The 13,233-nt window shown below is 34.1% G+C and carries 10 protein-coding genes; all 10 read right to left on the bottom strand.

Going from position 1 to position 13,233, the window contains the following annotated elements; translation table 11 throughout:
* Positions 1–136 precede the first annotated feature (136 nt).
* The 10 genes from hemA to ABWU52_RS00760 all read right to left on the bottom strand — a co-directional run bounded on the left by hemA (position 137) and on the right by ABWU52_RS00760 (position 12,998).
* Entirely contained in the window at positions 137–1,333 is a 1,197-nt protein-coding gene (gene hemA, locus ABWU52_RS00805) for a 5-aminolevulinate synthase (protein WP_214303449.1), read from the bottom strand.
* A gap of 64 nt (positions 1,334–1,397) precedes the next feature.
* A complete protein-coding gene (locus ABWU52_RS00800; RefSeq protein ID WP_353277051.1) occupies positions 1,398–3,230 on the bottom strand; it encodes an ankyrin repeat domain-containing protein in 1,833 nt (610 codons plus the stop codon).
* A 149-nt stretch (positions 3,231–3,379) separates the two neighbouring features.
* Positions 3,380–4,174: a hypothetical protein gene (locus ABWU52_RS00795; RefSeq protein ID WP_353277049.1), complete on the bottom strand. Its 795-nt coding sequence runs from the start codon at positions 4,172–4,174 to the stop codon at positions 3,380–3,382.
* Entirely contained in the window at positions 4,152–5,744 is a 1,593-nt protein-coding gene (locus ABWU52_RS00790) for an ankyrin repeat domain-containing protein (RefSeq protein WP_353277048.1), read from the bottom strand. Before ABWU52_RS00790 ends, ABWU52_RS00795 begins: the two co-directional genes overlap by 23 nt.
* Before the next feature lie 95 nt (positions 5,745–5,839).
* Positions 5,840–6,538 (bottom strand): hypothetical protein, encoded by a 699-nt coding sequence (locus tag ABWU52_RS00785; RefSeq protein ID WP_353277047.1) that lies wholly within the window; start codon positions 6,536–6,538, stop codon positions 5,840–5,842.
* A gap of 38 nt (positions 6,539–6,576) precedes the next feature.
* Positions 6,577–8,481, bottom strand: coding sequence for a molecular chaperone HtpG (htpG, locus tag ABWU52_RS00780; protein WP_353277045.1), 1,905 nt, complete (start codon positions 8,479–8,481; stop codon positions 6,577–6,579).
* 150 nt (positions 8,482–8,631) lie between these two features.
* Complete coding sequence (locus ABWU52_RS00775; protein ID WP_353277043.1) at positions 8,632–9,834, bottom strand: P-loop NTPase fold protein; 1,203 nt, start codon at positions 9,832–9,834, stop codon at positions 8,632–8,634.
* 51 nt (positions 9,835–9,885) lie between these two features.
* Complete coding sequence (locus ABWU52_RS00770; RefSeq protein WP_353277042.1) at positions 9,886–10,758, bottom strand: hypothetical protein; 873 nt, start codon at positions 10,756–10,758, stop codon at positions 9,886–9,888.
* A 118-nt stretch (positions 10,759–10,876) separates the two neighbouring features.
* Entirely contained in the window at positions 10,877–11,464 is a 588-nt protein-coding gene (gene recR, locus ABWU52_RS00765) for a recombination mediator RecR (RefSeq protein WP_353277666.1), read from the bottom strand.
* A 139-nt stretch (positions 11,465–11,603) separates the two neighbouring features.
* Positions 11,604–12,998 carry an ankyrin repeat domain-containing protein gene (locus tag ABWU52_RS00760; protein ID WP_353277040.1) on the bottom strand — a complete coding sequence of 465 codons (1,395 nt, stop codon included), beginning with the start codon at positions 12,996–12,998 and terminating at the stop codon, positions 11,604–11,606.
* Between the last annotated feature and the right edge of the window lie 235 nt (positions 12,999–13,233).

Raw genomic sequence — 13,233 nt, 5'->3', positions numbered from 1 at the left:
CACAAAAAACATTGTAAAGTGTTTACCAACTTAGTTGGATCCCAGTGTTAGCTACTTTCATGACAAGAAATAAAGCACTGATTTTGTACATTAACCATGCTTTTAAATAGATACCTTATTCTTGGCAACTTTAAACTCAACAACAGACACAAACAGACAATTTCTCAAAAACTTTTACAAGAGATTTTGTTAAATGCTCTATCATTTCATTTGTATGGTAAGGCGTAGGAGTAATACGGAAGCGCTCAGTCCCCTTTGAAACTGTTGGGTAATTTATATGTTGTACATATATTCCATACTCATCAAATAACAATTTTGATGCTTTTTTGGACAACTCAGGATCGCCAATTATGATTGGAATTATATGAGTTTCTGTTTGCATAAAATTCACTCCTGCGTTTCTCAGTGAGTCTTTTACCTTTTCAACAGACTGCTTTTGCTTCTCTCTTTCAACATTGCTCGATTTTAAATGCTCAACGCTTGCCTTTGCTGCTGCTGCTAAAACGGGTGACATAGCAGTAGTAAAAATAAATCCTGGGGCTGAACTTCTTATTACATCCACCAAGCTCTTTGAAGACGCTATATATCCACCCATCACTCCAAAAGCCTTTGATAATGTACCCTGAATAACAGTTATTCTATCCATCAAACCTTCTCTTTCTGCAATTCCGCCACCGCGCGGTCCATACATGCCAACTGCGTGTACCTCATCCAAATAGGTAATTGCATTATACTGATCTGCTAGATCACATATCGCTTCAAGCGGTGCTACATCACCATCCATTGAGTATACAGATTCAAGTGCTATTATTTTCGGCGTTTTTATATCTATAGACTTTAGCAACTGCTCTAAGTGATCAACATCATTATGCCTAAATATGTGCTTCGGTCTTTTTCCTGATTTTATACCTTCTATCATTGAAGAATGGTTTTTCTCATCTGAAAAAATTACCACGCCCGGAATAACAGACGATAAAGTACTAAGTGTAGTTTGGTTGGCAAGATAGCCACAAGCAAAAGTTAAAGCAGCTTCTTTTTGATGCAAGTCAGCCAAAGACTTCTCGAGCTCAACAACTTCCTTTGTTGTACCTGATATATTTCTTGTTCCTCCAGCACCAACAGATGAATTTTGAATAGCAGCAATGACACTATCGTTTTGTGACATTCCCAGATAATTATTACTGCACCAGACAATAACCTCTCTATTTCTTTCATAATCCATAATATAGGGAAGTTTGCCAGGTAATGACGCAAAATGCGTAAATTCACGATAGCGCCCTTCTTCTTTTATATCTTTAATTTTATTTAAGAATATTTTTTCGTAGTCTACCAAGTTTTTATCTATTAACAATCAATATAATTATAATAAATTATTAAATGATAGACTACTATATTTATTACTTAGACTGACATTCTTCTGTCTGTATAACCTTTTTGACCTGATTATCCTCAACTAAGCTTTTAGGCCTATAGCAGTACGTAATTGTAGCTACAATAAGACAACAAACTGCAACTGCTATTCCTATTGCTAACATTTCCAAGTAAACTGCAACAGCTGCTCCTAAGGCAGTAACAGTTATTGCAAGCGCAGAAGCAGCTACGACATACTTTTTTGTGTTTTGTGGATCATTCTTTGAATTGCTTGGTACGGTTGCTGAATAGCCTAAAGATGACATAAATTCCAAAAATCCCTTATTTCCTCGTTTTTTTGCCATATCTAAAGAGCTTCCTTTCAAAAGAGTATCTAATGGTGTATTAATGATTGGATCATTTTCTAAATACGGGCTTGCACCATTGTCTAGTAGCAATTTTGCAGATTTTTTATGTTCTTCATTTATTTCTCGATTATAAGCTATAACATGCAACGCAGTACCAATATTATTGCTTTGCACATTAACATACCTTTCTTTATCTTCTGCTGCACTTATTAAAATAGCAACTACATCAGGATGGCCATTATCAGCAGCTAAGTGCAGTGCAGTTTCATCATTATTATTCTGTAAATAAAGATCTGCATTGTTTTGTAAAAGCAATCTCACCATCTCCAAATTACCTTCTGCAGAAGCATACATCAAAGGAGTAAAGTTATGCCGATCTTTAGCATCAACTGTTGCACCACGCTCTATTAGCAATTCTGCAACATCTGAATGTTCTTTATATGCTGCTTCATGTAAAGGAGTTACTCTGCTGCCTGTACTGCTTACTGAATTAACATTTGCGTCATTATCAAGTAAAAGCTTCACAAAATCTTTATGACCACTCTTGGCAGCTAAATGAAGTGCGGTGTCACCACTTGCTTTTGTCTTTGATTTTATCTCGATATTTGCACTACATTCTAGTAAATGCCTGCCAAGCTCAACATCACCTTTTTGTGCTGCAACTTGTAAGGGAGTAAATCCATTATTATCATAATCTGTGAAATATTCATTAATATTGTCTAGTAAACTTTCTCTATAAGCTTTTAATTCTTCAGGAATGATAAGTTTTACTTTACCGTTTCCATACTCTACCTTACTATTCTGAGATTTAAGTGTGAACTCTAAAATAGAATCAACCCTGCATATTTCCCTATTTGTATCAAGTTCCCTGACAGGCATACTTGGACAATACTGAACATTGAGAGAACCTTGGCTATTATATACAATACTTATCTTTCTATCATTGGCATGAGGCAAGATTAGTTTATGCTTAAAGAATATAGGAGAGAGCTGCATTAACAAAGAGCCATCATAACCAGCCTGATTGCAACTAGTAATTAACTCTTCCAGTATATAGTCATTTGGAACTTCTGTTCCAGCATATTTAAACATTTCTGTGAAAACACATTTTGCAAACAGACGTTTATCACTCTCCTGATTGTATTTATCATACAACCCTACAATGAACCTATTGTCTATAGTTTTATTATTGATTACAAAAAAATCCGTTCTATATAGGTCTTGATAAGCTGTGTTACCAGACTTTACATCTTCATTATTCTCATTTGCCTTTACTTGACCCAGCAGAGATTGCGTTAGCTGAAATTCTAACGTAGTTACTGCACTAGATTTAGTATCAGAATTATTAACGCCAGATTCCTCTTGACTTTCATTACCTGAATCCTCAGAACGACGGCGCTCTTTTTCCTCTCGTTCTAAAATTTCAAACCCTTCTTCAGTTCCCGAATCCCTAGAATCTGATTTCTTTAAAATTTTGTTTGATTCCTGTGATACAAAATCTGAACCTAACATGTTTTTCCTCTTAATTAGTAGCTAAGCTAAGTGTAGCATTAAATGGCAATTTTGTCAACTTAGCAAGCATCTCTTCGTAGTCTACCAAGTTTTTATCTATTAACAATCAATATAATTATAATAAATTATTAAATGATAGACTACTATATTTAGTATACAGACCTTTCCTTGAACACAATCTCTGCAGGCTCACCATTCTCAATTAAGCTTTTAGGTCTACAGCAGTATGTAACTGTAGCTGCAATAAGACAACAAGCTGCAACTGCTATTCCTACCGCTAACATTTCCAAGTAAACTGCAACAGCCACCCCTGAAACAATACCGGCTATTGCAAGCGCAGAAGCAGCTACAACATACTTCTTTGTATTTTGTGGATTTTTTTTGAGGCCACTTTTGCTGCTTTGCTCATTAATTCTTGGCAATTCTGTTTTTGGCTGTCCATTTCCGCTAGCAACTTGTTCTACATGCTCAGTAGGTTGATTAACGTTAATATCATTATTAACATCTTCAATTTCAATCGAAAGAAGTTCATCTTCATCATCACTTGTTAATTCTACTCTTAAAGTACAAGGAACAGAATTACTAGAAACAGTACCATTAGCTGTTGCTTCAGCTTCCACTGTGTCAATTACAGATATTCTTGTTTCATGACCTTCTTCACTAATTTTTTCAAATGGAGAATTACTATTAGAGTCTGAGGAAGTTCCGGCAGAGCAATCACTTTTATTACCTTCAAGTTTAGAAAAATCATCATCTTCAGAACTCAGTGATGGTGAATCTGATTCACGTTCTTTAACCTTTTCCACAGGAATTTGTTGACCACTTGCAGTAGCTTCTACATCATTGCCTACTGATGATGCATCAATGTGCTCGAGCTCGTTTTTAAGCAATGCTATTATTTGTGCAAGATCCCCTTTCTGCTTACCCTCTCCCAAGCTTGTCATTTGCTTGACTCAAGAGCTTCTGTAAAGTGGATTTATATACACTATCATCTAATTTCTTTAATAAATCTATCATAGTATCACGATTGATTCTATCGACAGCATCAGACAATTTTTCTCCTATAATTTTTTCATTTCCAGGCATTTTACCCTCCTCACAATTATTACCTATAGCTTCTTCTATTGAAGCCTCTTCATTATTCATAATATTCTCTACTTTATCAACAATGTTTCTTTGCGGCTGTTGATTATCAATATTTTTGGATTCTGGATCTTTTTTAATATTTAAATGCAAAGGTGTTTTATCATCTAAACCTTCAAGAAATTTTGTGATTTTTGATTCACTAGAAGATTTTTCCCTGTTTTCTTCCCTTACCAAATATAAACTTTTCGTTCCTACCAGATCTAAAGCTGTTTTGCCATCTCTATCTTTAATGTTCCAATCAGCTCCCTTGTTTACAAGTAATTTTACTATTTCAAATTTATCATGGTAAGCAGCCCAATGTAAAGCTGTTCTGCCATGCCTCTCATCTTGAACATCAACATTAGCACCATTTTTAATAAGTAAGCCGATTAATTCTAAATTATTACTTGCCACAGCCCAATGCAAAGGTGCATGCCCTGAATTGTCTATACTATTAATATCAGCAATTTTATGATTAATAATAGTCTTTGCTACATCTATAAAATCTTGTTGTATAGCATAGTGCAAAAATTTTTCTGACATATCAGAAACTCTAGACCTGGCTTCAGTATCTTTAAATTTATCTAATACCGCTTTCACGCATTCTTGATTACGAATAGACAACGCCCTTCGAAGTTTTTCACATATGCTATGCCAAGGTAGAATAGTACTTCGATTTTTTTCCAAATCTTCTAATAAAAGCTTAGTATAGCGCTGTCCACCAACACCAATAAGTAGCCTATCGAGCCCTTCATCTTGCGTAAATAATATACTTTTATGCGTTTCTGCATACCTTTCCACAAGTGTGTCATCAGCTGCAATGGCTAGTAGTGAAAGCTCTTTTACTGAATAATTATAATAACCATTTGTTTCATCATAGCTATTATTCAACAGCACATTGTGCATATGATCAGTCAAATTAAGCTGTTGAGAGCAAAAATCCTTCAAATTACCACAATTCAAATCAGTAATAAATCTATCGCTTTCCTCTATATTATTTATAGTTTTATCTAAACCTGCGTAATCACCATAATTTTTTGCTTTATTTATAACGTCTATTAATCCATCAAAGGTTAAATTTTTAGGGATAATGGTAAATTCTTCTTCATTATGCCTTGGTTCTATATTAACCTGATCTTGAGGCCAAAATAACTCTGTTGCTACAACTGCTGTAACTTCTGCAACACCTACCAATACATTCGCAACATTACCTAAAATGCCTGGATCAGTAACTACTTTGTTTGCTACTTCACTACTATCAGATGAACTCTCAGTAATAGACAAGTCTTCAGCAGCAAATGACTTAGGTCCTTCATTCATATTTTTCTCAAGAGTCTCTGTAATTCTATTATCCTCATCTTCGAAATGCCTATTTATTTCATCTAACAAACTTTTGCCATCAGCTTTAATTGTTCAGGAATGGCAAATGTTACTTTGCCGTTTTCATACTTTACCTTACTATCTCGAAACTTAAGGGTGAACTCTCAAATAGCATCAACCCTGCATATTTCTTTACCCAGTTGCTTAACAGGCATATTTGGACAATATTTAATGTTTAAAGAATCCTGATCACTACAGACAATCTCTATATGTCTATCATTAGCATCAGGCAATTGCAAATCGTGTCCCAAAAATATAGGAGAGAGCTGCATTAACAAAGAGCCATCATAACCAGCCTGATTGCAACTAGTAATTAATTCTTCTAATAGATTATCATTTGGAATTTCTGCTTTAGCATGTTCAAACATTTTTGTAAAAACATGTTTTGCAATTTGGCGTTGGTCATTTTGATTACATTTATCACGAAGCTGGCTAACGAAATTCTTGTCTATAACTTGACCATTAATTACAAAATCCATCCTGGGTAGGTCTTTGTAAGCTTGCTTGCCAGAATTTGCATCCCTATTATTCTCACTTGCCTTTACTTGACTTAGCAGAGATTGTGTTAGTTGAAACTGTAACGTAATTGGTACACTAGGTTCAACATCAGAATCCCTCACATCAGCTTCTTCTTGACTCTCATTACTTGAATCTCCAGAGTAGCGACGCTCCTTAATTTCTTCTCGCCCTAAAATTTCAAACTCCTCTTCAGTGCCTGAATCTCCAGAATGGCGACGCTTCCTTTCTTCTGCAGTATCTACTGCTGGCGGCATGAGCCCACCAAGTAAATTCCAACCACCCATGATTTACCCCCTGACCATTAGCTAAGTTAATTATAGCATTAAACAGAAATTTTGCCAAGCAAATTATTGAGTCTTTTAGCAAACAGACTTACGTCTCCCATCTCTTCACCTTCCACTATACAAGCTTGATAGAACAATAAGTAAATCATATCTCCAAGTGTTGGATTTTCACCATTTTCAGCGTGAGATTCCATTATGTTTCTTATCAAAGGATGCTTAATGTTAATTTCAAGTACTTTTGGCGTGCGGTAATTTAGCTGCTTCTGTTCACGTAAAAAACGCTCCATACGAAGATCCATAGTTCCTTCATCAACTGCTAGACACACAGGACTATCGGTTAATTTCTTAGAGATCTTTACACTTTTTACTAAGCTTCCAAGAACCTTGGTGAAGTATTCGAGTATAGAATCCGCGTTTTCTTCGCTTTTGTTTTCATCTGATTTATTTTCTTCATCTTTCTTACCTTCTTCTGAAGAGAATTTTTCTAAATCAACATCAGCACGAGTTACAGATTTAAATTTTTGATCTTTATATTCATGAATCACGCTAGTCCAGAAATCATCAACTGGATCAACAAATAGAAGCACTTCCAACCCTTTGCTGACGAATCCTTCAAGTTGTGGACTGTTTTTTACTGAATCGAGACTATTTCCTGTGAGATAGTAGATATGTTCCTGTTCAGGCTTCATTCTGCTTATATAATCATCAATGCTAACTAGCTTATCATCACTGGTGCTATGAAATCTGCAAATGGAAAGCAATGCTTCTCTTTCATCAGTTGGCATAGCTTCGCAAAGACCTTCTTTTAACACCGCACCAAAATTGCCCCAGAATTTTGTGTATTCCTCTAAATTATCTTTTGCTTTTTTGCCGAGCTCTGATACCACGCGTTTAGTTAGGGATTTCCTAATCTGCTCAACAACGCGATTATTCTGCAGTGTTTCTCTGCTGATGTTAAGAGGCAAATCTGGTGAATCAACCACACCTTTCAAGAAACGCAGGTATTGTGGTATAATTTGTACATTATCTTCAGTAATAAATACTTTATTGACATATAACTTTACAGAGCAGCGTCTATCTGGATGAAACAAATCATAAGGCTTGATAGAAGGAACATAAAGCAAATTCGTATATTCTATTGCACCTTCATTTTTATTATGCAGTATCATCCAAGGCTCACCACCTACGTGCGCAACACCGCGGAAGAAGTCGTTGTGCTCTTCTTGAGTAACGTCATTTTTTGGCTTAGTCCAAATTGCAGCTTTGCTATTTAATTTTTCACTTTTCCCTTCTTCATTTACAAATTCAACAGGAAAATTTATGTGATCTGAATAAGTAGTAACAATGTTTTCAATACGGAATTTGTCTAAAAATTCGCTTTCTTCAGGACGAATGATGAGCGTAATTTTTGTTCCACGAGAGATTTGACCATCTAACTTGCTGATTGAATATTCTCCATCTCCTTTAGATTTCCATACCCAAGACTCTTCTTCTCCGGCTTTCCTTGACTCTACTATAACTTCTGAGGCAACCATGAAGCTTGAATAAAAACCAACACCAAACTTTCCAATCAGTTCTACAGCTTGGTTTGAATCTTTATTATTCTTAATTGCATCCAAGAATTTTTGCGTACCAGAACTTGCAATCGTGCCAAGATTATCTATTAAATCTTGCCTGTTCATGCCAATTCCATTGTCGGTTATATACAGCTCATTCTTATCTTTACTGGAGCTAATAGTAATCTTCAATTCATCGCTTGAATCTAGTAAATTAGGATTTAATTGCGATTCATAGCGCAATTTATCACATGCATCTGATGCATTTGATATTAACTCACGCAAGAAAATATCCTTATTGGTATAAAGTGAATGAATTACTATATTTAGTACTTTGCCTACTTCAGCGTCAAATTTTAAACTTTCAGTTTCTTGTATGTTGTGCATTTTGAGCTCCATTATTAGCCTGCTATTCTAATAATTTAAGTATTGCACAGCGATCTTTCAAGGTCATATATGCTAAAATTTATGTGAGCCAATTTGTCATGCAAGCTGAAATGATAAGAAGAGGGTTCTGTTCTACAATTCTCTTTATTCTTAGAATAAAATATCTCTTATTTGCTTCAAAGATTTGTGAGTCTTTGATTCTTTTTCTTTAAAAGTAGTCTCAAGAGAAGTTTTAAGATTTTCCCATTCTTCCTGACCGTTTAGAATCAAAGCGCTCTCAATCTTCTCCAGTGCCTTCTGAGGTGATGAATATAATTCCTCATACAAATCAGTGTTTACTGACTGTAGTATTACTAAAAATGTAAATAAATTCGGATCAATTTTCGCATAACATAGCTTTATTTTCTTTACGCAGTATTCTATTGCCTGCAATGATAATGAGAAGCTTTCTGCATAAAATATAAAGCTATCTATAATTAAGCTCTTTGATTTTTTCGGCAATTCAATATTTTGAAACAGCTTTCTTGTAAATTTCTCTATTGGCTGTTTTGGCAAATGCAAAGAGAGATCAGTAAAAGATTTTAGGCTGAAATTTGGTCCAAGTATTGTGCTGATTGCTCTTTGCACGTTACTTTTATCTTGACTAACAGAGATAATGAAAACCAGTCCCTCAACATCAAGCATGTACTTTATGGATTCTAAAAAATCGACAATGAATTTAGGACGGCATATATCAAGATTATCGACCATTATATAAATGTTTTTACCTTTTCTGATTTTGTTAACCACATCTGCTAGTTGTATTTTAAAATCTCTAATGTTCTCTTTTCTCCTTTGGAGAAGATTTAATTCACCCAAGACAAAACCTATGTCTTTCTTATCAGCCTCTTTTGCAGCATCGAGAAATACTGAAAGCATAGCGAGTGGAGATTTACTGATTAGCTTTCCTAATGTATTGAGAGAAAATAGTTCTTGGTTTATGTTTTTGAACTGCTGTATAACGCTTCTTTTTACTTCGTATGATGCAAATAGATCCTCAAACAGGAAATGCAAAAAAGAAGGCAATGGTTGATCTAGCGCACTAATATCCCATGCGCTGTAATAAGCTGCAATTTCATTTTGCTGCTCTAGATCCTTTACCCATTCTTTCAAAAAAAATGTCTTACCCCACTCATTATATCCTTCTAAGGATACGATCGAAAAAGACTGATCAATTGTCTTAATTATATTACTAAATCTACTTGCAACTTGCTTATAGCCTAAGCAATCACCTTCCCAAGTTATTACCTTGGGTAGATGTTCCGTTTCTTTTTTTCTGAAGGTTATTAGGGATGTAAGTTTTTTTAAGCACATAAGACTCTTACACTATATTTTACTATAGTATTTTATAAGTTAAGAATCAGTTTACTTAAATAATCCATAATTTTCTATCACTGCAGAAATGGAAAGGTTCTTCAAGCTGCTTTCGGGACTATATTGAATATCTATGCCGGTTAATTCTTTTACCCTTCCTTCTGTATCTTTTGTTAACCTTTGTGTTAAACCATCTACATTGCCAGAACTTATCATTCCCATAACAGAAAATTTCCCATTTGAAATATACTCCTTCTCTATCAGTGGGGATATTTTAATTATCCTATCTAGGCTCTCACGATTGGTTATTGATAATTTACCTTCTTGTTGAAGTAGATATAACTTTTCTATCATCTCAGCTCTATTACCGGAGTGGTTCTTTACAAGATCCTCTAATAGTTTTCCATGTTCATCTATAGGCACATGAATATACATTAGCCACAAAAGAAGAACTAGGTCCGTATTATCTTTTGTTATCCCCCTTATTTTACTTGCCTGAACGCTTGCATAAAAATAAGGATCCTTGCCATCATAAGAATAACTAAACCTCGACACCCCCGACCTAATTTGATCATCAATTCTTACTCGAATCACATTTTTCAGATTTTCAATAGATCTATGCTCTTGTTCCATTACTTTAAACATTTTTGAAGAATCTATTTTTGTGATATATGGGTCATATTTGATTTTAAATTTAGGTTCAATATTCATCAGATCTCTTTTTAGTTCATATTTGATTTCAAGTTCAGGCTCAATATTTATCAGATCTTTTTTAACCAGATGATCTTCTATTATATATCCAATTCGTTTACTATCTGCGTATTCTTTGTTAAATAGCGCAATGAAATCAAGAGCGGTTGATCTTGATTTTTTGATTAACCAATTATAAGTATAACGTACTCCATCTAGTGCAAAAGTTAACATAACCCCTCATTTTAAAACATCATATTTAAATGTATAATATTTTCAATTAGTAAGCAAGTTTCTAGGCTGAAGTATGTTATAGTATTTTTAAGGTATGTTGCTCAGAAGAAATGGAATATTATTTAATATCCTGTCTTGACGTAAGCGCTATCTTCAGCGTCCCTTCATCTAGGTAGTCAATTTCTCCACCTATCGGTATACCACAAGCAAGGCGCGATATTTTTACATTCGAATTCTTTAGCAATTCAATTATATATTGCGCAGTAACTTGGCCTTCTAATGTCGGATTGATTGCAATAATGACCTCTTCAATTTTAAATTCTGTAACTCTTTTGGGAATGTTATCAAGATTCAGTTCTTTTGGACCTATACCATTTATTGCTGATAGCCTTCCACCCAAAACATGATACATACCTGAATATATATTTCCTTTTTCAAATGCCCATAGATCACCCAACTCTTCTACTACACACATTAACTTGGTGTCACGCTTTGGGTTAGTACAAATAGAACACGGCGATTTAATATCTAGGTTTCCACAAATTTTGCACTCTATTATAAGATCCGCTAGCTCTCTAATCAAAAATGCAAGCGGTAGCATGACTTTCTCTTTGTTCTGGAGCAAATGTATAACTAACCTTCGTGATGATGATGGCCCTAAACTTGGCAATTTAGAAAAAGCATGAACTAAATTCCTTATATTAATGTTCATTCAGTAAATTCAAGATAGTTCAAAAATGATAACATCAAACCTTTCGTAAAGGAAGTAGTAAGTCTTTATCTTGATTAGCTATAGAAAAATTTTCCCACTTTTTTCATAACCTGTCTTGAAAAAAGTGATGTAATCACAATCTACTGTAACTTAAGTCTGACTCAGGTGTAACTGAAATTATCTCATACATTTGCGTAGTTACTCCAGTACCTCTTTTTTGAAAGTGACGCAATTTATTTTTCAACATGTTTCTTTCTTCTACATAATTGTCTGATTCTTTATTCAAACTAGAATTTTTTTCTTCATACTTGGAAAGTATTGTATCTATCAAATAATTAAAAAATAATATTAGACCTGTAGTGTTGAAAAGCAATGCAAGAGAATAATATAACATATCTTCACTCACTTCTTCATTTATTATGTCATGAGAATTTCTATACATTCTAAAACAAGAGCCGAAGGCTGCTAAGCATACGCAAGTAAGTTTTGTTTTGTTTAGGACGCACTTAATTCGCGCTAGTTTTTTATTATTGTCTTCTAATTTTATACGCAACTCACTAATTTTACTACTGTAGTGCTTAATAAACAATTCTATTGCCTCTTGGTTATTAGTATAATTATATGCTTTGTAAGATTCCTTATCTATGAGTTCAGTATCTATATCCTTTGATTTGAGAAGCTCTTTGATTGTTTCATTTTTGTTAAGAAGCACAGCTTCGTGTAGAGGTGTGTACTCATTTTCAACATCTTTTCTTCTGTTAATATTTTCACGAGTTAAGTAGTTAAAAAGAGCTGAAATGCATTCTGAATTATTGCTTTCAATAGCCAGAGTAATTGCATCTTTTCCATCCTTGTTCTTAGTATTAATAACTTTGAAAAGCGGCTTTTCATTCTCTTGCTTACGTTCAAAATATTTGCGTTTGTAAAACTCACTGGAACAGTATGGTTCCTTAAGAATACACAAAAGTTTTTCTACAAAACAAGTACGATTTCTTTTTATAGCTACATGTAAAGGTGTGTCATGATTCTCATCGTCTTGCAACAATAAGACATCATACAAATAACCCTCTTTATATAAAAAATTAATCTCTTGATCAAAAGAGATATCTTCTTCTCCTTTACAGATATTTAGTAGCCGTGACCCTATACTTTCTGTAGTACTGTAATCAATTGCAGAGCTACGTTGCACTTTAGATTGATAAAAGGTTACGTTAATACTATTCCTACCTTTAAACAACCCAGCTATACCTCTAAATATTCCAGCTATACCTGATTCACTCCAAGCAGCACAAGGCGTTTTATCTTGAATGTGAATCTCAACATTTTCATTAGAAAAAAGTTCTAAAACATGCGAGCTGCCTCTTCTACTGGAAAAAGGCGCCTCATTCTTTTTATCTTTAGCTTTAACACTATTCTCTAGCTTTGCATTCGAAGCACTTATAGGGTTAGCTAAACAATCAAAATCCGTATTTTTAGATACAAAGTCTTCTGATTGAAAATTTGCTGCAGCGTTTATTTCACCTTTCATATTTCTTTTTTTACAGAAGTTGCATTTCAGGTAGGGTATCTCATCTTTAAAATTTTTCAACTCTATTTAAATTTTTTTAAAATAGTTTTTGATAAAAATATTTATGACACTAATTTTTGTGTTAAATTTTTAGAAGATTTTATAGCTAAAAATTGTATCCGTTCAGATGCATGGCTAATGTGCACATATTGAAACCAGTGCTTTCTTTTTTGTCATCCCAGCTACCAGAATGAGG

This window comes from Wolbachia endosymbiont (group B) of Villa cingulata, from assembly GCF_964028285.1.
Classification (GTDB): Bacteria; Pseudomonadota; Alphaproteobacteria; order Rickettsiales; family Anaplasmataceae; genus Wolbachia.
Note: the sequence above shows the minus strand (reverse complement) of the source record. Positions and strands in the feature narration are given on the sequence as shown.